Source organism: Desulfatiglans parachlorophenolica, assembly GCF_055394735.1.
The window spans coordinates 3062890-3086239 of record NZ_AP042460.1; the positions used below are offsets into that span (position 1 = coordinate 3062890).

A 23350-nucleotide genomic window follows, 5' to 3' on the forward strand; every position below is an offset into this window, starting at 1 on the left:
CGTCAATCAGCACGTTTGTCTATGCGCGGAACTGCAGGTCCGTCGAGGGGGATGCGGATCGTCGCGCGCGTCCCCTCACCGGGAATACTCTCGAGTTCCAGGCTGCCGCCATGCCCCTCCACAATACCGAGACTGAGCGGCAGCCCGAGGCCGGTGCCCTCCTCTTTGGTCGTAAAAAACGGGTCGAACACGTTGGGGAGGTCCTCCGGGCCGATGCCTGCTCCGTCGTCCTCCACCTCGACCCGTACAAAGCGCAAGCCCCCCTCCATGCTCATACCGGACGTAAACCGGATCTCGCCGCCCGGGCGGACGGCGTCCAAGGCGTTGATGGCCAGGTTCAGGAGCACCTGTTCCATCTGATGGGCATCCAGCGGAACGGGCGGCAGATCCTCGTCCAACCGGTTCTCGAATCGGACGCCTTTGCGCGAGGCCTGGTGGACCAGCAGCACCTGGACCCCCAGAATGACCGTGTTCAGATCCGTAGGCTCCAGCCGGGGCGGTGCCTGTTTGGAGAAGTAGAGGAACTCCACCACCAGGCGATCCAGGCGGTCGATCTCTTCGGTCACCAGTCCGGTGATCTCCTGAATCAGAGGCTCATCGGGCCGTTTCTGGCGGAGATGGACCATAGCCCCTTTCATGGCGTTCAGGGGATTGCGGATCTCGTGTGCGACGCCGGCCGAAAGCCGCCCCAGCGCGATCAGCTTCTCCGATCGGACCAGCTCCTGCTGGATGCGGGCGAGATCCGTCAGCATGTGGTTGAAAGAACGGGTCAGATCACCCAGTTCGTCATGGGACGTAACCGGGATTTCCTGGTTCAGATCGCCGCCCGCCGCCCGATTGGTGGCGGCCACCAGGCGTCTGACGGGCCTCAGGAGGTGATAGGAAAGCGCGAACATCCCCGCGAGGGTGACCAACACGGTAACCAGGACAAGATTCAGCACCTGGGCTTGCAGGCCGTGCGCCTCGCGGCCGAATTCGCGGATCGGTACCGTCACGGCCAAGGACCAACCCATACTGCCCACCGGCGCAAAACCCGCCACCTTCTCCTCCCCCTGGAAGGTATAGGTCTGCCACCCGCTTCCCCCTGACAGCATGCTCCGGGCCATATCTCGCAGGCTCGCATCCGGGTAGTCTTCGAGGCCGAAGGTGTAAGGCTCATAGCGCGGGTGCACCAACGTACGACCCTCCTGATCGATCAGGAACGAATACCCCCCTTCCCCCACCTGTATGGCGCGGATGATCTCGATAATCTTATCGAAATCCACATCGATCACCACCACCCCCGCATGTTCACGCCAGCCGGTAAAGAAAGGCCGGGCGGCGTAAACGACGTAACCCCCATGATCTTCGCAGCGCACCAGACCGGAAAAATAGACCCCCTCAGGCCCGAGGGCGCGTGTCTCGCGGAAAAATCCCTCTCCGCTCCGGTCCGCCGATAGTTCTGGAAGTCCCTCGCGTGACACATGGATCCGCTCACGGCCCTGCCCGTCCAGAAAGCGGATACGTTGGTAATAGGGCGTGCGCACCAGAATGTCGGAAAAAAGCTTTTCCAGATTCTCCCGGTTGAACCCGGCTTCGGCCTCCAGCCGGAAGAGCCGCGCAAGGTAAAAATCGGCCAGGACGGGAGACCGTGCCAGCGTCTCGAGGTCCATCCGGCCGTTGTAAAAGACGGCGTCGATCTTCTCGGCGGTCGCCTGCACCTGAGCCATCTGCTCCTGACGCACCAGCCGATTCACCCGTTCGACGGAGGCCTGGACGGAGAGATAGCCCACCACGGCGATCGGGATGCACACCAGAGGAATGATGAAGAGGATCAGCTTGATGAAGATCGAAAAGCGAAATCGCAAAGGGTTTCTCCCGACCGCATGGGGCGACTGCCTTAAACCTCTGAAGACCGTACCGATATGCCCCGGCTGCCGTATATCATAGGGTCGAAGCGATGTCCTGCAAGATTTTTCTCCCGCGGAATTTCAAAAATAAACCTCATGTCGGTTTCCAGCCGGAAATGAGGATCCAGCATGCCAGTTTCCAATCCAGAAATGAGGATTTTTCTTCACACCCTTCGGGTGCTCGGTCCCACCGCTTCGCGGCGGGTCCCGGTTTGTCCGATATCAAGGAAATCAAGCGTTTGCGCGGAGGCGACCTGCAGGTCGCCGCACAAGCAAATGCGCAGATCGACGCCGAGATTGGCAAAAAAGACCATTTCCGGATGGAAACGATGTTACACCCAATTGGGGCCTGTACTCAAGCCGGCTGCCGGATGAACGGTTCGTGTTTCCCGTCCGGGACAGGCGCTCGCAGCCGAAAATCCTTCCGAAACGCCGGCATACCTCGCTTTGAGGGCAGGCACATTTTGAATCAGATTCAACTTTGAGATTGACTTGAAACCCCAAGACGTTTAAAGTAGTGTCTAAACTTGTTGAATCTTTAATATATTTTCATAACTCCATCATCGCATCTCGAGCTGGCTATTCCGCGGTACCCTGACCAAACGTTCCTGCAGAGGAAAGGGTTGGAGCGTGGTTCACGAGAGCGCCTTACAGTCTCTGCTGCCTTATCTCGGTGTCCGGAGCACCGCCGGAATGCGGCTACAGATGATCACGCCGTTGCCGGGCGGTCATCAGTCCGAACCGCCCTTCTGCCTCTTTGACGATTCCCAGCCGTTCGCCCGCCTCTTCGAAGCCCGCTTCGTGCTGGACGCGGATACAGAGATCGAACGGCTTCTCCTGCTCGTGCAGCGGGACCGCTGTCTCGGGGGTGAAGACCCCATCCGCCCCCTCAACAATCCGGATATCGACCGGCTCTGGCAGGCAACCTACACCTATTACCGCCGCCAGGGCGAATCGGCCGGACTCACGGTTCTGGGAAGCCAGCTCGACGCCTCGCAGCGGCTCATGCCACTGCATCCGCTCTTTTTCTGCCAGGCGCAGCGGGTCTTCTTCCATCCCCCATGTCCGACGTGCGGGGCGCCCCTCGACCTGTGCCGGGATGATTCGCTCCTTCGGGGGATGGGGCTGAGTCCCTACAGCGGATCGCTCGCGCGCTATCTCCACTGCCCCGCCTGCCTTCAAGAAACCGGACGGACCGAATTCTATGCCCCGGTTACGGGTCCCGCCGACCCGCTCGCCCTGAAAGACGGCCGGGCGCTGATCCGCGGCTTCGCTCAGCAGGCGAGATCCGCCGGAACGGCCCCGGCTTTCCCATGCCGGGGCTGCGCGGATGCCCCTGAATGCTACGGGCCCCCGGGCCTGGCCGTATCCCGGATCGTCCCCTTCGCCTTTTACCCGTTTTTCATGCTGATCTTCGACGCCCCGTCGCTGAGCCTCACCGATTTTTCATCCCTCCTTGCAGGGGCCTCGCCGGATGACCTGAAGGCCCTGGCACGCGAACGAGGGGATTACAGAAGACTGCGGGCTTTCCACGCTTCGGTGTTCCAGGCGATGAGGGAAGGCAGGGAAGCATTCCTTTTCCCGGATGGATCCCCCCGCCGTTTCGCCGAGATCCTTTACCTCAAGCTGGGTCTCCTCGGTGAATGTCTCCGCCTTTTGGGGCCGAATCTGGAGGGATTCACGGGACCGGATACAGACTTTTCCTTCGACCGTCTGTGGGTCGATCTCCCCGAAAGCCCCGGCCATCTGCCTCTTTGCTGGTCTTTCAACCTCCGTTCCATCGGGACGATCAGCGGCGGCCGGGCCTTTCCCCTCTCGTTGAGGGGAGGCGCCGCTTACGGGCTTCAGCTGCTCGGACTGCTCTGGTTCCAGACCCTGCTGGCCAATCGGAATCAGAGGCCCCGGATTGTTCTCGCCGCGCTGCAAGAGGCCGTCGAGGCGCCCGGCGTCGATCCGGATGGCGCCGTTCCCCTTCCTGCGCTGGACGATCCGGACAGCGTGTTCGCCCCCGGGAACATCCTCTGGGCGAGTGGGCCTGTCAGCATCACCGGGGTTTTCAAACGATGGTGGAGGCAATCCCTCGGCATCGGCTGGAACCTCCTTCAAAACAGCGCCGCGGGCGCCGTCGAAGCCGCCCTCGAGAGAACCGGACAGACGCTGCAGGAACTGCGGCAGGAAATCCATACGTGGCTTTTCCAGCTCGAGGGCCACCCTGCCGCCGAGGGGGAGGATGCCGAGCGCCTCATCGAGGATGAGGCCATTTATAGCATCCTGGAGCGAATCAAGACCGAATGGGCCGCCCGGGGGGCGCGGGAGACCGCGACGAAACCCGCAGTGCCAGAGCCGCACCGCCGGAAACCCGAACAGGACTCTGCCGAAACCCTCGCCGGGACCACGATTCTTTCGGCGGCCGATGCGCCGTTCGGGAAGCCCCCCCCGGATCTTCCGCCGGCAAGGGAAGACGACCTCCAGGCGACGGTGATCCTCGCCCCGGACGAAAGGCCGCAGTCCTCGGGGGCCGGCACCCATCCTTTCACAGATCCATCAGGGCCCGGGGAGGACCTCCAGCCACCGACCCTAATCCTCTCCCCCGCCGGTCCGCCGGGCGCCCCATGGCCCCCTGCGGACAGACCGGCCCCTGAAGCCCACGCGGCCCGGTCGGCGGCGGAAGATCTCGAGGAAACCGTCGTGATCGGCCGAACCGGAGCACCCGTGGCAGGAAGCTGGAATCGCCCCTCCGGCCCTGGATCCGCCGCCGGAAGCAAAACGGAGACGAATTCCAATCCCGGAGAAAGATCCGAGGATGACGACCTCATGACCGAAACGGTGATTCTGCGCGGAGACAAAGGATAAGCGGCGAGAACCGCGCCGCGCCGCCGAGCGCCACGAGCCGGGGAGGAAAACGGCCTTTCCGGAGGGAAGCGGTCCGGTCCACCGGGCAAGGTCAGGCAAAGGGTCGGGGCGAAGCTGAACAGGCATTTTGCAGCAGGGCCGTCGTTATGTGCCTAGCCCCCTGTTCGGGCTTCTTCCGACCGGTCCAAAACCACATGGATAAAAAGAGATCCGAGGGCGGATTGCGGGATGGAACCAACGACACTGGCAGAAAAAATCCGGGAGATTTACCGGCAGAACCCGGAGAAGGCGCGCACCCGCATCGGAGCGATGCTTGCAGCGGAGCTGGCCGACTATCCGCCCGAGGCGCAGGAGAGGCTCCTGACGGATCTGACAGCCGCATTCCTCCCGCGCAAAGATCGCCCAGCCGGCGGCCCTCTGGAGACGGAGGCCCTTCGGCGTGTCGTGGCCTCGATTCTCGGCAGGGAGCCGGCGGCGGGCATCCCGGGCGAGGAGCTGGTCAAGCGCCTGGCCGAATCGATCCATACGATCTTCGATCTTCTCAACGAGATAGTCCGCTCTATCGACCTTCATCTGGCTGCCGGCGGGGGAGAGGAAACCATACGGCACGTCATCGGCTCGGAGATAGCCGGGGGCGGCGGCTCCAGGTCGATCGAAGACTATCTCGGGCAGATCGAACGGGCCTTTCTGATCGCCCAGGAATCGTTCAAGCGGACAGCCGTCGAGCAGGTGGGCGGCATCCTGAAGGCCCTCGACCCGGAGGCCCTTTCGAAGAGCGGCAGCGGTGGGCTCCGATTCGGCCCCCTGCGCAAGGCGGAACTCTTCGGACTTTACGAAGAAAGTTTTCGGCAGTGCCGGCGATGGTTCGAATCGAATCGCTTCGTGGAGGACTGGGTACGGGGCTTCGAACGGAATTGCGCAACCATAGAGACGGAACGACACGGAGGTTCGCATTGAAACAAAGGATTACATCGATCTGCGCCGGTTGTCTCTTGTGGGGCGTCATCGCCGGTCTCGTGGGCTGTGCCAAGAGCCCGCCGCTGCCCCCCTCTCCACCTGAATACACCTACGAAAAGGAGGCGATCGAGCTGCACGTCAAATCCGATCCCCGCCTGAACCTGTATGACGGCCTGCCGCATACCCTCCTCCTGTGCGTCTATCAGCTGAGAGATCCGAATACCTTCCTTCAGCTTGCCGATCAACCGGGCGGGATCTACAAGCTCCTCGAATGCGCACCGTTCGACCCGAGCGTCGCCGCCGCCAAACGCCTGATCGTTCACCCTGACCAGGACCTCAAATACCCCCTGGACCGAGCCGAAGGGGCCCGCTACGTGGCAGTCGCGGCCGGCTATTACGCGCTCCAGAAGGGCAATATCGTCCGTTTCTTCGACATCCCTGTCGTCGTTGAAAAACCGGAAGCGAAAGGTCTGCAGCCGGTGTCCCGGCCCGGCCGTTTAACCATCGAGCTGAACCTCGGCTCTGAACGGATCGAGGACAAACCCGCAACCGATCCTCCATCCAAAACCGACTGAGGGGAGGGCGCGCAGGACCATGGATAGACCCCTTTTCTGGCATCAGGGCCTTTTCCTGCAACCGCAGCATTTTCAACTGGCGGATCGGCACGCCGGGGCGCTGCTCCAGCCGTTCCATCGCTTCCTGCAGCCTGATTTCTGGGGGGTCGGCGATCTCGGAATCGCCGAGGCGGCCCTAGGAAACCTGACCTTCGAACTGACCCGGGGGGAATTCATCTTCCCCGACCGGACACATGCCGTCTTCCCGGGCAATGCCCTGATAGAAGGCCGCTCCTTCGAAGAGGCCCGGGTGAACGGAGGGAAGCCCCTGACCGTTTACCTCGGCCTCCGCCAATGGAACGAGGCAGGTGAAAACGTGACCGTGCTGCCGCGCCTCGAAAGGCTTTCGGAGGTCACCACCCGCTTCGCGGCCCCGGTCGATCCGGATGAGATCCAGGACCTCCATCAGCAGGGCCCGGCCGGGCAGGTCAAGCGCCTCCACTACGTCCTGCGCATCTTCTGGGAGACGGAACTCAGCCAGCTCGGGGGCTACGCCCTGCTCCCGGTGGCGCGGCTCGAACGGCGCGCGGAGAAAGTCGTTCTCGATGAAGGCTTCTTCCCTCCCTGTGTCGCCGTGACAGCCTGCGGCCCCTTGCTGGCGACCGTTCGGGAGATCCGCGATCAACTCGCTGCGCGCGGCCGTCAATTGGAGGCCTATAAACGCGACCGGGGCATTCATTCGGCCGAATTCGGGGCCAGGGACATGGTCTATCTGCTCGCCCTGCGCTCCCTCAACCGCTTCGTGCCGCTCCTTTTCCACCTGACGGAGACCGAACCCGTCCACCCGTGGCAGGTCTATGGACTTCTGCGCCAACTGGTGGGGGAACTCTCCTCTTTTTCAGGCGAGATCAATGCGATGGGCGAAGGGTCCGACGGAACGCGCCTCCTGCCTTCATACGACCACCGCAACCTCGGGCCCTGTTTCGCTGCCGCCCGCGCCTTGATCACGCGCCTCCTGGACGAGATCACGGCCGGCCCGGAATATGTCCTGCAGGTCCTCTTCGACGGGACCTATTTCGCCGCTGAACTGCCGCCCGCCATCTTCGAAGGGCGCAACCGTTACTATCTGGTCTTCGAGACCGAGGCCGATCCGCAGGCCGTGCTCCGCTCCCTCGAGACGGCCGCCAAGACCGGGTCGCGCGAAACCCTTCCCATCCTGATCGCGCGCGCCCTGCCGGGGATCAGACTGTCTCATCTGCCGGCCCCACCCCAGGAACTCCCCCGCCGGGCGAGGGCCCTTTACTTTCAGATCGACCACCACGGCGACCAGTGGGCCCCGGTGCAGAAGAACCGCAACCTGGCCCTTTACTGGGATCAAGCCCCGGAAGACCTCAAGATCGAGCTGATGGTCACGGGGAGGAGATGACCATGCGTTTGACCGATTGCTTCATGGAGCTGATCGCCTATGTCGCCTATTTCGTCCGGGGCGGCACCGTCCGTCAGGCCTCTTTCGAGCAGGTGCGGGCCGACATTCAACGGCTGATCTCGGGCGCGGAGGCCCGTTTCAACACCGGCTCCTTCCCACGCGAAGACTATGATCTGGCGCGGTTCGCCGTCTTTGCCTGGATCGACGAGGTGATCCTCAGTTCGCAGTGGTCGGAGCGGCAGCGCTGGCAGGGAGAGCAGCTGCAGCGCACCTACTACCGGACCGCGGACGCCGGCGAAGGTTTCTTCGAGCGGCTCAACCTGCTCGGCCCTCACCAGTCGGAGGTCCGGGAAGTCTACTATCTGTGTCTGGCCATGGGCTTCATGGGACGGTATTGTCATGAGGGGGACGATTACCTTCTCGAACAGCTGAAGACCACCAACCTGAAAGTCCTTTCCGGGAGTTCGATGACCCTGCCGAGCCTGGAAGGAAGGGAGCTGTTCCCGGAGGCCTATCCGTCCGAAACGGAGATGCCTGCCGCCCCCTCCAAATCGGCTGGACGTCTGCCGTTCTTTACCCTTTTCTGTATCGGGTGCCCGATCCTCCTCTATGCCGGGCTGTTTCTGATCTACCGTTTTGTGCTCGGCAGCGTCAGTGCGAACGTCCTCAGCGCGGTGCAGTAAATGAAAAGACTCATCAAAGGGTTCCTCGTCATCCTCGCGATCCTTCTGGTCATTCTCGTGGTGGCCGGCCTGGTCCTGACCCTCGACTGGCCCTGGTGGGTGGGGATCTTCATCCTCGTCGGTCTGGCCGGCGTCTGGCTTGGGTTTGTGTTTCTCGAAAAGGTCCTGCTCCGCCAGCGGGAGGAACGCTTCGTCCAGCAGGTCATCGCCCAGGACGATGCCTACCTGAAAGGACTCGCCGACAAGGAACGGGACCAGGCCCGAGAGGTCCAGGAGCGCTGGAGGGAGGCGGTGACCGCCCTCAAACAGTCCCACCTCAAGAAACTCGGCAACCCCCTCTACGTCCTGCCCTGGTATCTGGTCATCGGAGAAAGCGGTTCCGGCAAGACCACAGCCATTCAGAGCGCCCGGCTTTCGGCGCCCTTTGCCGAGATGACCCGTACCTCGGGCGTTTCGGGCACCCGCAACTGCGACTGGTGGTTTTTCGATCAGGCCGTGATCATCGACACCGCCGGGCGCTATGCCATCCCGGTGGACGAGGGGCGTGACAAGGAGGAATGGACGCGCTTCCTGGCCCAGTTGGCCAAGTTCCGCAAGAAGGAGCCGCTGAACGGGCTGGTGGTGAGCCTTCCCGCCGACAAGCTGCTCCAGGGCGACGCGGCGCGCCTGGAGGAGGACGGCCGGGCCATCCGCCGCCGGGCCGACGAACTGATGCGGGTGCTTGGGGCCCGCTTCCCGGTTTACGTGCTCGTCACCAAATGCGACCTGATCCAGGGCATGACGCAGTTTTGCGACCAGCTCCCCGAGACGGCCCAGCAGCAGGCCATGGGCTTTGTCAACCGCGATCCGAAAACCGGTGTGGAAGCCTTTCTAGGCCGTGCCATGCAGACGATCGGCACGCGCCTGCGGGAACTGCGCCTGCTTTTGCTTCACCGCGGCGGCGCTCGTGCGGTGGATCCGGCGCTCCTCCTGTTTCCGGAGGAATTCGAGGGGTTGACCCCCGGGCTGACAGCCTTTCTGAAGTCCGCTTTCCAGGAAAATCCCTATCAGGAGACCCCAATCCTGCGCGGCCTCTTTTTCAGCAGTGGACGTCAGGAAGGCAGCCCCTATTCCCAATTCCTCCAGGCCCTGGGACTCATCGAGGCCCGCGACGTGCTGCCCGGAACCAGCAGGGGGCTGTTCCTGCACGATTTCTTCTCGCGCATCCTGCCGAAGGACCGGCGCCTCTTTGCCCCCACCCAACGCGCGCTCGACTGGCGTCGTCTCACCCGCAATTTCGGGCTGAGCGCCTGGGTCGCCCTCGTACTGGCCGCCTGCGGGCTGCTCAGCTTTTCGTTCGTACGGAACCTCTCGAGCCTGCGGCATATCGCGCATGAATTCACGGCGCCGGCGATCCTCCGGGGCGAAACCGCCACGGACCTCGCCACCCTGGAGCGTTTCCGCCAAGCCGCCATACGGGTGGAGGGCCAGAACCGCAACTGGTGGATCCCGCGCATGGGACTGCCCGACAGCCGGAAGGTCGAGATGCAGCTGAAGGCGCACTTCTGCGGGCAATTCCTGAAAGGGCTCCTCGATCCACTCGACAAGGCCGAATCAGAGACGGTGATGCGCTTTTCCGCCGCCACACCCGGCGACATAATCGGACCTCACGTCGTTCATCTGGTGCGGCGGATCCTCCTCCTCAAGGCGCGGCTCGCGGGGGAGGGCCTCGAAGACCTCGAGGCCAGAGCGCAACCCGCCTATGCCACGCTTCTGCCGGGGGCCGGACCCCTGATCGACGAAGCAGCGGTGGATGAGGGCTTTGCCGTCCTTTACCGCCACTACCTGGTCTGGTCTCCAGCCGATGAAGCCTTCAGCCGGGAAATGAGCGACCTCCAACGCCTGCTCCGGCACGCCCTCACCCACGAAGGGGCGCAGCTCGACTGGATTCCTGGCTACGTCGACACCCGCCCATCGCTCAACCCGGTCACGCTGCGGGATTTCTGGGGGGAGAGTCTGGCCGGAGCCGCCTCCCCCGCCGTGACCCCCGCCTTTACGCGGGCAGGCAAAGCCCTCATCGAGAACCTGATTGCGGACATTGAGACCGCCCTGCCGGATCCGGCGCTGATCGCCGGCCGGAAGGCCGCGTTTCTGACCGCTTATGCAGCGGCCTATCTCCGCATGTGGCAGGCCTTCGGCACGGCCTTCCGGGAGGGGGAAACGGGGCTTGGAGCGCGCGAACCCCGCCGGATGGCGGCAGCGGTGATGGGAAGCGATCAAGGCCCCTATTTCAGCCTCCTCGCGCGTATGGCCGATGAGCTGGCGCCCTTCTCCGAGCGGAAGGACGACACCGGGTGGCCGGCCGCCCTGCTCGCCTTCCGGAATGTGCGCGTCCTGGCGGACAAGGAGGCCCTCGCGCAGGAGAGCGCGGGGCTTTCCAAGGCCACGAAAAAGGGCAAAGACCTGATCGGAAAACTCGAGGAAACGTTCAGCCGGGGGGAGGGCGATCCATCGCTGCAATCGATGATGACAGCGGCCTCGGCCCTGCGCGATTACCGCGCCGCCTTGATGGAGATCACCCCCGTTTCGGCCTCCCGTCTCGTAGCCTACCAGATGGCCGCCCAGGTCTTCAGCGAAGATCCGGCAACGGGCAAATCCCCTCTCGTGGCAGCCCAGAACGCTTACACGCGGCTCAAGGCCACGATGGCGGCAGGAGGCGGCGGGTCCGGACCCGGTGCGGGGATCGTCTGGGATCTGGTCAAGGGTCCCTTCGACTACCTCTGGACCTATGTCCGGATGGAAACCGCCTGCCACCTTCAGGAGCTGTGGGAACAGCAGGTGCTGGTGGAGGTCCAAGGCATCTCCGATCTGCAGCGGATCAACGAACTGCTCCTCGGCGACGGGGGTTATGCCCTGCAGTATGTCAAAGGGCCCGCGGCCCCCTTTCTCGGACGAAGCCTCGACAAGGGCTACTATCCAAAGCGGGTGATGGGGGAAGCCATCCCCTTGGAGAGCGGGTTTCTCTCCTTCCTTACCCGCGGCGCCCGCACCGCCAGGCCGATCGAACAAAGCTACGCCGTCACCGTCAAGGGCCTGCCGACCGACACCGACCCGGAGGCCCACGTCAGGCCCCATGCCACGCGCCTGGAACTGCAGTGCGCAGCCCAGACCTTCAGCCTGGCGAACTTTCACTACCCGATTGCAGAGGTCTTCAAGTGGGAGCCCCAAAACTGCGGCGACGTCGTCTTCACCATCGAGGTGGGAACCCTGACCCTGGTCAAGACCTACACGGGCAACCTGGCCTTCGCGCAGTTTCTGAGGGATTTCGACAAAGGGCAGCGCACCTTCCGGCCGGATGAATTCCCGCGGGAAGCATCCGCCCTCCGGCAGATGGGGATCAGCTTCATCCGCGCCCGGTACCAGTTCAGCGGTCATGGCGCCGCTCTCAAACTGCTGGCTGCGGGGCCCGGACGGGCGCCAAGGACCATCGTGCGGTGCTGGGATCGATGAAGCCCGGGACTGTGTGGCAATGGACGGCCGCCGGGAAACACCCTGCGGCGAAGGATTTCATCCAAACCGGCGCGCCGACCCAGCTCTCGAAGGCCTTTTCGGAATGGATCGATCGAGGGTACCGGCGTCTCGGGGAGACGGGGGCAAAGCGGCCGCTTCACCAGTCCTGGCGGTTCTGGGCAGGGGCGGGGACCCGCCGGGACCTCGCCTGCGGTCTCATCAAAGACAGCAGCGACACTCTGGGGAGGCCCTATCCGCTTCTGATCCTCGGCACCGGCCCCTTGAACCTCTGGCAAAGCCGCTGGCCTTTTCTGCTGACCGGGCTCGGAGAACTCTATACGCAGATCGAAGGGTTGGCGAGCCGCAGGTTCGCAGGGCTCAAAGAGTTCGAGGAGGCCGTCTGGAGCCTGCCGACGTCCGGACCCCGGTGGAACACCGGGGAGCGTGAAGGCAACGAAGGCATGACGGGCTCGGGGAGCGAACCGGCGGAACTGCCGCTTGACATGCAGCCATGGTCAGTGGAAAGCGGCAAAACCGCCTTTGTCCTGCCGCTCGAAGGCGGGGCTTCCGGCGAAGCGGAACAGGCCGCCTCTCGGCGGCTTGCCGCGCTGAAAGGGCTTCTGACGGAAAACCCCCAGGCCGTATTTGCGGGCGGAAGCCCGGAACGCGTGTTTTTGGCGGTCTTCCTGCGGGGCCTGACGCCCGCCGATTTTGTCCGCTTGTGGCTTCTACCTTTGGAGGAAAGGTCATTGCATGGACCTGTGGTCTCTCGGTAAGGAACCGATTCGGCCGGACCAGCCGGCGGGCGTGGATGTGCGCTACGATCCGGATTTCGAGGCCCTTCAGGCTGAAATCGACAAGCTGTCGACGCCCTCGGCTACGGGCGGCACCGACTGGGGAAAGGTCGAACGCCTGGCGGCCGCCATTCTGAGCGGCAAATCCAAAGACCTGCTCGCCGCAAGCTATTTCGCGGTGGCGGCCATCCGCATCCGCGGCCTCGAAGGCTTCGCACAGGGACTGCAGATCATGGCGGACCTGACCGAGCACTTCTGGGAAGACCTCTTTCCACCAAAGAAACGCGTGCGCGGCCGGGCGGCGGCCATCGAATGGTGGGTCGAAAAGAGCGCGGCCGCGCTGGAGGACATCAAGCCCGAGGGCGCACAGGAGGAGGCGGTGCAGCGATACCGCGAGGCCCTGATGCGGGTCGACGCCCTCCTCCAGGCAAACCTCGACAGTCCGCCGCTGACAAGGCCTCTCGAACGGTTTATCGATGCCATCCCGGTGCAGGGCGGGGATGAGGCGGAGACCGGTACGGCCCCGGCCTCCTCGCCTGCACAGTCCACGGGGTCAGCGGCGGCCGGTGCGCCGGGTGAGGCCCCGGCGCGCAAAGACAATCTTGCGGGCGCGCCCTCCGAATCCGCTGCGCCCGCGGTCGAGTCGAGCCCTTCTGGGCCGTCGGCCCTTGAAAAGGCCGGAGAAAAGCCGCCGGCCTCAGCGGCCTCCCCTGAGCCGCAGCGGCAACCGGCCCCCAAACCGACTGCAGGCCCTGCCGGTGCGCGGCCCGAACCCGTCGAGACAGGACAGGGGATCCAACCCGCCTCCGCGGTCGAAGCGGAACGGGTGCTGCGGGGGGCCCTCCAGGCAATCCGGCGGGCGGCCGACTATTACCTCGGCCAGGACCTCGGCGATCCACGATCATACCGCCTGCGCCGCATCGCAAGCTGGTCCCTGATCCACGCCCTGCCTCCAACCGTCAGCGGGAGAACCGAGGTCCCGCCGCCCATGAACCAGCCCCTTCTGGAAGGCGAACTCGAGGACTTGGAGGCAAAGGCCAACTGGGAGGTCCTGGTCCGCAGCGCCGAGGAGCGTTTCCAGAGCGCCGTCTTGTGGCTCGACCTGAACCGCTTTGCAGCCGAGTCCCTGAATCGTATGGGCCCCCGCTACGAAGCCGCCCGTGACGCTGTTATCCATGAGACCCTATGTCTGGTCGAGCGGCTCCCCGGGATCGAGGGACTGAGTTTTTCTGATGGAACACCCTGTGCCGACGGCGCCACCCGATCCTGGCTGGAATCCCACCGGCCCCGGACAGGAGCGGAGCCAGCGGGGGCCGCGCAAGCGGCCGGGGCAGGCGCGGCAAACGGCCCGGACGCGGCTTTGCTGGAGCAGGCGCGCGAACTGGCCGGCCGCAAACGCCTGGCGGATGCAGCCGGACTTCTGCAGCAAGGCCTCCGCGGCGGGGTTTCCAGGCGGGAGCAGCTGGGGTGGCGTCTGAGCCTGTGCGAGGTGCTGCTCGGTGCCTCGGAAACACAGGCGGCCCTGCCGCAGCTGGAGGCGGTCTTGCAGGATGTCGAGACCTTCCGGCTGGAGAGCTGGGACCCGGACCTTGCCGTACAGGCGCTCAGAGTCGTCTGGCGGGGGTTGAGCGCCGCATCGGCGGGCGACGCGCAAAACCGGGCCGCCGCCATCCTCGACCGGATCGCAAGACTCGCCCCGGCCGACGCCCTGCGTCTGGCCGGACGTTGAACGGTTTCATACCATCAAGGAGGAAATCATGGCCAAAGAAGGATCCGTTGCCCCGCGTGAAAGGGTGAACATCGTCTACCGGCCCGCGCTGGGCGATGCCCAGGAAGAAGTGGAACTGCCTTTGAAGCTCCTGATCCTGGGCGATTTCACCGGCAAGCCGGACGAGCGGCCGCTCGAAGATCGCGAGCCGATCAATATCGACAAGGACAATTTCAACGAGGTACTGAGAGCGCAGGGCATCGGGCTGAACATCTCCGTGCCGAACCGTCTTGCCGAGGAGCCCGACGCGGAGATGAATGTCGACCTGCAGTTCGAGTCCCTCAAAGACTTCGAACCGGAGGCGGTAGCCCGCAAGACGCCTGAACTCAAGCGCCTGCTGGAACTGCGCGAGGCCTTGGGAGCGCTCAAGGGCCCTTTGAGCAACCTGCCGAATTTCAGAAAGAAGATCCAGGAACTGGTAAAGGACGAAGCCACGCGCGAACAGTTGCTCAAAGAACTCGGCGCTGAGGAAAAATAAGCCAAGAGGGGGAGATTGTGCCATGGTAGAAGAACGCGAGCAGCAGGCTGCCGCCGCCGCTCCTGCGGAGGCGACGGAAGAACGCTCCATCCTGGACGAGATCGTTCAGGCCACCAGGCTTCAACCCTCGGACGAGGCCTATGGGGTGACGAAACGGGGGGTCGAAGCGCTGATCACCCAACTCCTGGAACCGGGGCGGGAGGTGCCCAAGGTCTCGAAGGCGGTGGTCGACGAGATGATCGCCGAGATCGACAAGCGCCTCGGGATGCAGTTGGACGTCATCCTGCACCACCCCGAATTTCAGAAGCTCGAATCGGCCTGGCGTTCGATGAAGTACCTGGTCGACAAGACCGATTTCCGGGAAAACAACAAGATCGAGATCCTGAACATCAACAAGGAGAACCTCCTCGAGGATTTCGAGGACGCCCCGGAGATCACCAAGTCCGGGCTCTACAAGACCGTCTACACCGCGGAATACGGCCAGTTCGGTGGCCAGCCCTACGCGGCGATGATCGGAAACTACGCCTTCGGGGCCGGCCCCCTGGACATCAAACTCCTGCAGTATCTGGCCAGCGTGGCATCCATGGCCCACGCCCCCTTTATCGGCGCCGCCGGCCCGGCCATATTCGGCCTGGACGATTTCAACGGGCTGCCTCAGTTGAAGGATCTGAAATCCATCTTCGAGGGGCCCCAATACACCAAGTGGCAGTCCTTCCGGCAGAGCGAGGATGCACGGTATGTCGGGCTGGCCCTGCCGCGCTTCCTGCTGCGCCTCCCTTTCGGGCCGGAGACCGCCCCCGTCAAGGCCTTCAATTACCAGGAGGACGTCTCGGCCAACCACAACGACTACCTCTGGGGCAACGCCGCCTTCGCCTTCGCAACGCGCCTGACCGACAGCTTCGCCAAATACCGCTGGTGCGCGAACATCATCGGCCCCAAGGGCGGCGGGACGGTGGAGGACCTGCCCCTGCACCAGTACGAGGCGATGGGGGCCATCCAGACCAAGATCCCGACCGAGGTGCTGATCAGCGAACGCCGGGAATACGAGCTGGCGGAAGAAGGGTTCATCGCCCTGACCATGCGCAAGGGGAGCGACAATGCCGCCTTTTTCTCCGCCAACTCGGTCCAGAAGCCGAAGTTCTTCGGGATCAGCAAGGAGGGCAAGGATGCCGAGCTGAACTACAAGCTCGGGCTGCAGCTGCCCTACATGTTCGTCATCAACCGGCTGGCCCACTACCTGAAGGTCATCCAGCGGGAAAACATCGGAACCTGGAAGGAGCGGACCGATCTCGAGCGCGAGTTGAACACGTGGATCACGCAATATGTGGTGAACATGGACAACCCCGCGCCGGAGGTCCGCAGCCGGCGGCCACTCCGGCAGGCGCAGGTGACCGTCGAGGACGTGGAGGGCGAGCCGGGCTGGTACAGGGTCGGATTGAAGGTGAGGCCGCATTTCAAGTATATGGGGGCCTTTTTCACCCTGTCTCTGGTCGGCAAACTGGACAAGGAGTAAGCGGAGCGAAACATTCAGGGTGGCTGTTTTTCACGGGCGTAACCAGAAAGGGGGGCAGAAATCATGGCTCAAACCGTACATCTTTTCCTCAAGGCCAATGGACAGGACATTCAGGGGGACTCCACCATCACCTCCATGGAGCGAGAGAACTCGATCGAGTGTCTTTCCTTCAGGGACTCGGTGCGGACGGCGCGCGAGGCCGCGACCGGCATGGCAACCGGGCAGAGGACCTATGAGCCGCTCCGGATCGTCAAGCGGATCGACAAGAGTTCGCCGCTTTTGTTCAAGGCACTGACAAACAACGAGGTGATCGAGGGCGTCTTCAAGTTTTACCGGCCCAACCCTGCCGGTGACGGCACCACCCAGCACTTTTTCACCATCGAGATCCAGGAGGGGCGGATCTCCACGATCACACGCTTCAGCCCCGACGTCATCGATCCGGCCTCGGCCAACACACCGCCCACCGAAGAGGTGTCGTTCGTTTTCGGATACATCCGGATGTGTTACGAACCCGACGGAGTCGAACATATCGACCACTGGAGCGAACGGACCTGATGGGACATCGATGCCATTTTGGATCGACAAGGCCAACGAAAACCCATTGCCGATGAGGCTGTTGGGGACAGCCCGAGCAATCGAGGGGGTGGAAGGCCTGCGGCCGGCTCGGCAACTTCCAGGGCTCGAACGGGGAAACGGCATATTGCGCCGATGTCCACCGATCTTCCTGCCGGTATGCTGAACCGGCTGTGCGGTCGACCCCGGCGTGGAATCATACGAGCGGATGATCCTGCTGCTCCCGTAATGGATTACCAACCCCCGTCAGCGTGAGCGGCGGGTGCGGAGCATTCGGCTATGCGTGAAGACAGACTGCTCGAGCGGATACGGGCCTGGAACGAGTCGCCTCTCGCCCGGGCGCGCGAAGATCCGATGCGGGTCGTGGAGTCCGTGCTCAAGCACCTGCAAAGGATCCTCAACACACGCCAGGGCAGCGTACCCATCGCCGAGGACTACGGACTCCCGGACCTGACGGACATCAACCAGGATTATCCGGATTCCCTGACGCGCTTCGAACGGGCGATCCGGCTGACGATCCAGAAATACGAGCCCCGACTGAAAGTGATCCGAGTCCGGTTCGTTCCGGACGAAGAAGACAGGCTCTCCCTGAGGTTTCAGATCGTCGGGAAGCTGGCCGCCGAGGACCTCAGGGATACGGTCTACTTCGAAAGCGTCGTGGAGTCGGACGGCCGGGTCAGCGTCAGACGCTAACCGATCCCGGGCATCCGAACAGACATGAACCTCAACCGGATAACCTCACAGCGGCATGCGAGGAGCGGCAGGGATCGATGATCAGCCGATATTTCCAGCAGGAGTTGGCGCATTTGAGAGAACTCGGTGAGGAGTTCGCCCGGGCGCATCCTGCGGTAGCCCCCATGTTGGGCGGGGCCGGGGCCGATCCCGATGTGGAGCGGCTTCTGGAAGGCGTGGCCTTTCTGACGGCGCAGATCAGGGAAAAGATCGAGGATGATTTCCCCGAGATCATCCATGAGCTGATCCAGCTCATCTGGCCGCATTACCTGCGACCGATCCCCTGCGCCACCGTGATCGCCTTCAGGCCCAAGCCCATGCTCAAGCAGCCCCTGACCATCGCCCGCGGCGCTCAGATCGCCTCCGTCCCGGTCGAAGGAACCTCCTGTCTGTTCCGAACGTGCTGCGACGTGGAGCTTCATCCGCTTCACCTCCTGGAGGCCTCTTATGTCGACGCGGCGGGCCGGCCGCCCGCCATCCGGATCCTCCTCGAACTGCGGGGCCTGAAGCTCGCCGATTGGTCCCCGCGGGCCCTGCGGCTCTTTCTGGGGGGCGGGTATGCCCAGGCCGCGGACCTCTACCTCCTCCTGCGCAGGAACCTCGCCCGGGTCCTTCTCATACCCGGAGAGGGGGGCGTTTCGTGCTCCCTTGCGGCGGATGCCCTGCAGCCGGCCGGTTTTTCCCGCGAAGAGGCGCTTCTTCCCTATCCGGCGCAGTCCTTCCCGGGATACCGGATCCTTCAGGAATACTTCGTTCTGCCCGAAAAATTCCTCTTTCTGGATTTGACCGGCTGGGAGCGCTGGCGGGATCGGGGCCCCGGCGACCGGTTCGAGATCGTCTTCGAACTGAACGAGGCACCTTCACCCCCTCCGAGGATCCGGAGGGAGCATTTCGTCCTTGGGGCGGCCCCGGCCGTCAATCTTTTCAGCCACGACGCCGATCCGATCCGGCTGAATCACCGAACGACCGGCTATCCGGTGCGCCCTTCGGGCGTCAACACCCAGCACTATCAGGTGTACGACATCGAGGAGGTCATCGGGGTGGCCCAGGGAAGCGCACGCCAGCGCGCCTATCGGCCCTTCGAGGTCTTCAGCGTCGAGGGGAGACACGGGCCGGTCTATCAGTCGATCTTCCGCAGTTCCCCTATCCAGGCCGGGTACGACACCTCTGTGTCGGTGTCCTATCCCCCCGAAGAGGGGCTGCCTGCGCTGGAGACCCTCTCCATCCGTCTACTCTGCACGAACGGCACCCTCCCCGAAAATCTGCGGGTCGGTGACATCGCGCTGCCGACGAGCAGTTCGCCCGAGTTCGCCGAGTTCGTCAACATCCGGCCTCCTACACCCAATATCCTGCCGCCGCTCGGGTCCAACCTCCTATGGCGTCTGCTGGCGCATCTGTCGCTCAACTACCTCTCTCTGCAAAGGCCCGAAAACCTGCGGGCGGTGCTCGAACTCTACATCTTCCCCCACAGCCGGGACCGCCGCGCCGTCCTCGCCAACCGGAAGCGCGTCGAGGGCATCCAGGGCATCGAGGTGCACCCGGCCGACCGGCTCATTTCCGGCATCCCGATGCGGGGACGCAGGATCATCCTCCGGATGCGGCAGGACCATTTTGCCGGAGCGGGCGACCTGTTTCTGTTCGGCGGCGTTCTCGACTTTTTTCTGGGTGTCTACGCATCCCTGAACACCTTTACCCAGTTTGAGATCCAAGAGATCCTGAAAGGGGAGCATCTGCAATGGCCGGCCAGGGTGGGAGACCGCTTTCTGATCTGAAACAAGCCCTGATCGAGGAAGGGCACCGCTTCGCCTTTTATCAGGTGATCCGATTGCTGCGCCTGCTGCGGAGCCCGGGGCAGGAGGGGCGGCGATCTCCGGCGGATGCGGCCGGGGGCGTCAGGATCCGCCCGAAGCTCGATCTGGCCTTCCCGCCGGCCGACGTGGACCGGATCGAAGAGCTGCACCCCGACGACGAGGCACGACCCGTCTACCGGGTGACCGCCAATTTCCTGGGGCTTTATGGCGTCTCCTCACCGCTGCCGGTCTTTTACACAGAGGACCTCCTCGATGAGGCCGACGCGGAGGAGTCGGTCAGCCGGGATTTCATCGACACCTTGAATCAGCCCCTCTTCATGCTGCTCTTCAGGGCCTGGATGAAAAACCGCCTGTTTCTCCAGATCGAGGAAGAGGAAAGCGGGGATGACCTGATGCGGCTCTTCGCGCTTCTCGGTCTCGGGGAGCCGGTTCTTCGGGACGCGGTGCCCGGGGCCTCAGGCCTGATCCGGTATCTTGGACTCCTCACCCAGTTTCCTCGCTCGGCCCTTGGCCTCGCATGCCTCCTTGGAGACGCGCTGCGGAACATCCCGATCCACATCGTCCCCTGCATCCTCAGAACCGCGCCTATCCCGCCCGATCAGCGACTCTCGCTCGGGTCCTCGGGAAACGCGCTGGGCATGACGAGCTATCTCGGTGAAACGATTCAGGACCGCATGGGCCGGTTCCGCATCCGCGCCGGCCCACTCGAGGCCGCTGCCTTCCAGGCGCTGCTGCCGGGAGGCCCGGACTTTGAACGGCTGACCTCCTTGACAGCCTTCTATATAACAGACCCGTTGGAATACGATCTCGAACTGGTGCTCGCCGCCGGCGAAGCGAGGCCGGTTTGCCTCGGGGGGCTTGCCTGGGCGAGGCTCGGCCTGGATACCTGGGCCTTTTCGGGTGGGGCGGTGGAAGAAACCAGCGTGCGGTTCTTTCCCGAAAGGCTCTCAACCCATGCCGTCTACCCGCCTTTCACCGGCACGGAGGCCGGCAGAACACCCGCAGCAGTGGCGGATCGGTGAAACGGAGATAACCGCAACCAGATCGACATCCGTCGATGGAGGGCAAACCCATGATCACGGTCGATATCAAGGCCCTTTTGGGACGATTGAACCGGCATTGCACCCGCTGGCTGGAAGGAGCGGCCGGCTTCTGCGTCTCGCGCACCCACTACGAAGTCACCGTGGAGCATTTTCTGGCCAAGGTCCTCGAAGAACCCCAGTCCGACCTGGCCCTCATCTGCCGTTGGTTCGATATCGATCCGGGGCGCGTGCAGAAGGCCGTCACCGGGACGATCGAGTCCTTTCGGACGGGCAACGCCGCCAAACCGGTCTTTTCCCCTCTGCTGATGGAACTCTTTCAGGACGCATGGCTGACGGCCTCCGTCGACCTGGGCGAGGAGCGTGTGCGCTCGGGCGCCATCCTCCTGGCCTTCCTCAAGAAACCCACCCAGTTCGCCACCGGGGCGTACGTGGACACCCTGACCGGAATCGGGAAGGATGCCCTGCAATCCCGATTCTGGTCCATCGTCAAGGGGTCCGCAGAGGCGCCGCCGGGGGCGAGACCCGAACCCGGCGCGGAAAAGGCGGCGGGCGAGGCCACGGCACTGACACGCTTCTGCATCGATTTCAGCCGGAAGGCGGCGGCCGGAGAGATCGACCCCGTCTTCGGGCGCGACCGCGAGATCCGTCAGATGGTGGACATCCTGGCGCGCCGGCGCAAGAACAACCCGATCGTAGTCGGCGAGGCAGGGGTGGGAAAGACCGCCGTGGTGGAGGGGCTCGCTCTGCGGGTGGTGGAAGGCGACGTCCCCGATATCCTGCGGGACGTCTCGGTCCTCGGGCTCGACATGGGCCTGCTGCAGGCCGGAGCCGGTATGAAGGGCGAGTTCGAAAACCGCCTCAAGGCGGTCATCAACGAGGTCAAGGCCTCGCCCAAACCCATCATCCTCTTCATCGACGAGGCCCACACCCTGATCGGCGCCGGCGGAACGGCCGGGGGGAGCGACGCGGCCAACCTCCTCAAACCCGCCCTGGCCCGCGGGGAACTCCGCACCGTCGCCGCCACCACCTGGTCGGAGTACAAGAAGTACTTCGAGCGCGACGCGGCCCTCGCCCGGCGGTTCCAGCTGGTAAAACTGGACGAACCCTCCGTCGAGACCACCGCCCTGATCCTTCGCGGCCTGAAACCCAAATACGAAGAGGCGCACGGCGTGGTCGTGCGGGACGACGCCATCGCCGCCGCGGCCGAACTCTCGAGCCGGTATATCTCGGGCCGCCAACTGCCGGACAAGGCCGTGGACCTCCTCGATACGAGCGCCGCGAGGGTGAAGGTCCTCCTCTCGGCCAAACCGGATGTGATCGAAGACCAGGAGCGCCGGATCCAGGCCCTCGAGCGCGAGCAGCACGCCCTCGAGCGGGACCGGCTGCACGGGGTTGCGGTCGACCCCGAGCGCGCGGCCGCCATTGCCACCGAACGGGAAGGCCTCCAGCGCGATCTGGCAGCCCTCACCGAGCGTTGGCTGAAGGAGCAGGAACTCGGCCGGGCCTTGATTACGTGCCGCAAGACCCTCTATGAGGTCGCAAGCGGGGTGCCACAGACGCCGGCCGTGCCCGAAACGCCCTCCCCCGAGTCGGCGGGGTCGGCCGAGGGCGGCACGGCGCTCCCCTTGGAGCCGGCGGGTACGGGCGCGGAGGCCCCGGGGGCCGCCCAATCCGGAACGGATCGCCCGACCGAGGAGGCGCTCCGTGCCGAGATGACCCGCCTCCAGGGCGAACTCGAGGCCCTGCAGGCCGGGGCGCCCCTCGTGCGGATCGAGGTGGACCCGGACGTGGTGGCCAAGGTGGTCAGCGACTGGACCGGCATCCCGCTCGGAAAGGTCATGCGCGATGAGGCGCACAATGTCCTCGACCTCGAGACGCGGCTCCAGGAACGTATCAAAGGCCAGGACGAGGCCCTGCAAACCATCGGCCAGGTGATCAAGGCGGCCAAGGCCGGCCTCAAGGACCCGCATCAACCGCTCGGGGTCTTCCTCCTGGTCGGGCCGAGCGGGGTCGGAAAGACCGAGACGGGCCTTGCGGTCGCAGACCTTCTCTTCGGCGGCGAACGCTTCACCGTCACGATCAACATGAGCGAGTTCCAGGAAAGCCATACGGTGAGCCGCCTGATCGGCTCGCCCCCGGGCTACGTCGGATACGGCGAAGGCGGCGTACTGACCGAGGCGGTGCGTCAGCGCCCCTACTCGGTGGTGCTCCTTGACGAGGTGGAAAAGGCCGATCTCGAGGTCATGAACCTCTTCTATCAGGTCTTCGACAAGGGCATGCTCTCCGACGGAGAGGGCCGCGTCATCGACTTCAAAAACACGGTCCTCTTCCTGACGAGCAACCTCGGGACGGACGTGATCACGGAGCTGTGCGCCGCCGGGGAACGGCCGGCGGCCGAGACCCTCATGGCGGCTATCCGGCCGGTCCTGAGCCATCACTTCAAACCGGCGCTCCTGGCCCGGATGACCGTGGTGCCGTTCTATATCCTCGATCCGGAGATCATGAAAGAGATCGTGGTGCTCAAACTGCGCAAACTCGCGAACCGTCTGGCGGATACGCACCGGATGCAACTCACCTATGATCCGGCGGTCGTCGACCAGATCGCCGCCCGCTGCACGGAGGTCGAAACCGGCGCACGGAATGTGGATTATATCATGAGCGGGACCATCCTGCCCCAGCTCTCACGGGAGATCCTGGGGGCCATGGGGGCCGCCGCCCCGCCGTCTGCGGTGCACATCGGCCTGGCCGAGGACGGAACCTTCAGCATCGGGTTTGGAGGGATCTGAG

At 64.0% G+C, this 23350-nt stretch carries 17 protein-coding genes; 15 read left to right on the forward strand and 2 right to left on the reverse strand.

Annotated elements, in window-relative coordinates:
• Nucleotides 1–2 precede the first annotated feature (2 nt).
• Nucleotides 3–1847, reverse strand: coding sequence for a cache domain-containing protein (locus tag ACZ500_RS14375; protein ID WP_464228032.1), 1845 nt, complete (start codon nucleotides 1845–1847; stop codon nucleotides 3–5).
• Between the two features lie 206 nt (nucleotides 1848–2053).
• Nucleotides 2054–2203 carry a hypothetical protein gene (locus ACZ500_RS14380; RefSeq protein ID WP_464228033.1) on the reverse strand — a complete coding sequence of 50 codons (150 nt, stop codon included), beginning with the start codon at nucleotides 2201–2203 and terminating at the stop codon, nucleotides 2054–2056.
• Between the two features lie 379 nt (nucleotides 2204–2582).
• Between ACZ500_RS14380 and ACZ500_RS14385 the strand changes: the two genes are divergently transcribed.
• From ACZ500_RS14385 to tssH, 15 genes are all read left to right on the forward strand, one after another.
• Nucleotides 2583–4742, forward strand: a complete 2160-nt coding sequence (locus tag ACZ500_RS14385) for a hypothetical protein (protein WP_464228034.1) — start codon at nucleotides 2583–2585, stop codon at nucleotides 4740–4742.
• A gap of 228 nt (nucleotides 4743–4970) precedes the next feature.
• Nucleotides 4971–5699, forward strand: coding sequence for a hypothetical protein (locus ACZ500_RS14390; RefSeq protein ID WP_464228035.1), 729 nt, complete (start codon nucleotides 4971–4973; stop codon nucleotides 5697–5699).
• The gene (locus tag ACZ500_RS14395) at nucleotides 5696–6274 is read left to right on the forward strand and encodes a type VI secretion lipoprotein TssJ (protein WP_464228036.1); all 579 of its coding nucleotides are present in this window, start codon (nucleotides 5696–5698) and stop codon (nucleotides 6272–6274) included. The genes ACZ500_RS14390 and ACZ500_RS14395 overlap by 4 nt, the downstream gene beginning before the upstream one ends.
• A 19-nt stretch (nucleotides 6275–6293) precedes the next feature.
• Nucleotides 6294–7679 carry a type VI secretion system baseplate subunit TssK gene (gene tssK, locus ACZ500_RS14400; protein WP_464228037.1) on the forward strand — a complete coding sequence of 462 codons (1386 nt, stop codon included), beginning with the start codon at nucleotides 6294–6296 and terminating at the stop codon, nucleotides 7677–7679.
• A 2-nt stretch (nucleotides 7680–7681) separates the two neighbouring features.
• Nucleotides 7682–8362, forward strand: a complete 681-nt coding sequence (locus ACZ500_RS14405; RefSeq protein ID WP_464228038.1) for a DotU family type IV/VI secretion system protein — start codon at nucleotides 7682–7684, stop codon at nucleotides 8360–8362.
• Nucleotides 8363–11851 carry a type VI secretion protein IcmF/TssM N-terminal domain-containing protein gene (locus tag ACZ500_RS14410; protein WP_464228039.1) on the forward strand — a complete coding sequence of 1163 codons (3489 nt, stop codon included), beginning with the start codon at nucleotides 8363–8365 and terminating at the stop codon, nucleotides 11849–11851.
• Complete coding sequence (gene tagF, locus ACZ500_RS14415; protein WP_464228040.1) at nucleotides 11848–12627, forward strand: type VI secretion system-associated protein TagF; 780 nt, start codon at nucleotides 11848–11850, stop codon at nucleotides 12625–12627. Before ACZ500_RS14410 ends, tagF begins: the two co-directional genes overlap by 4 nt.
• Nucleotides 12605–14374 carry a type VI secretion system protein TssA gene (gene tssA, locus ACZ500_RS14420; protein WP_464228041.1) on the forward strand — a complete coding sequence of 590 codons (1770 nt, stop codon included), beginning with the start codon at nucleotides 12605–12607 and terminating at the stop codon, nucleotides 14372–14374. The genes tagF and tssA overlap by 23 nt, the downstream gene beginning before the upstream one ends.
• A gap of 28 nt (nucleotides 14375–14402) precedes the next feature.
• On the forward strand, nucleotides 14403–14891 hold the full coding sequence (gene tssB / locus ACZ500_RS14425) for a type VI secretion system contractile sheath small subunit (RefSeq protein WP_464228042.1): 489 nt from the start codon (nucleotides 14403–14405) through the stop codon (nucleotides 14889–14891).
• 22 nt (nucleotides 14892–14913) lie between these two features.
• The gene (tssC, locus tag ACZ500_RS14430; protein WP_464228043.1) at nucleotides 14914–16404 is read left to right on the forward strand and encodes a type VI secretion system contractile sheath large subunit; all 1491 of its coding nucleotides are present in this window, start codon (nucleotides 14914–14916) and stop codon (nucleotides 16402–16404) included.
• 63 nt (nucleotides 16405–16467) lie between these two features.
• Nucleotides 16468–16959, forward strand: coding sequence for a type VI secretion system tube protein TssD (gene tssD / locus ACZ500_RS14435; RefSeq protein WP_464228044.1), 492 nt, complete (start codon nucleotides 16468–16470; stop codon nucleotides 16957–16959).
• A 297-nt stretch (nucleotides 16960–17256) separates the two neighbouring features.
• Nucleotides 17257–17670, forward strand: a complete 414-nt coding sequence (tssE, locus tag ACZ500_RS14440; protein ID WP_464228045.1) for a type VI secretion system baseplate subunit TssE — start codon at nucleotides 17257–17259, stop codon at nucleotides 17668–17670.
• A 77-nt stretch (nucleotides 17671–17747) separates the two neighbouring features.
• Nucleotides 17748–19481, forward strand: a complete 1734-nt coding sequence (tssF, locus tag ACZ500_RS14445; RefSeq protein ID WP_464228047.1) for a type VI secretion system baseplate subunit TssF — start codon at nucleotides 17748–17750, stop codon at nucleotides 19479–19481.
• On the forward strand, nucleotides 19445–20542 hold the full coding sequence (gene tssG, locus ACZ500_RS14450) for a type VI secretion system baseplate subunit TssG (RefSeq protein WP_464228048.1): 1098 nt from the start codon (nucleotides 19445–19447) through the stop codon (nucleotides 20540–20542). Before tssF ends, tssG begins: the two co-directional genes overlap by 37 nt.
• 35 nt (nucleotides 20543–20577) lie before the next feature.
• Nucleotides 20578–23349, forward strand: coding sequence for a type VI secretion system ATPase TssH (gene tssH / locus ACZ500_RS14455; protein WP_464228049.1), 2772 nt, complete (start codon nucleotides 20578–20580; stop codon nucleotides 23347–23349).
• Nucleotide 23350 lies beyond the last annotated feature (1 nt).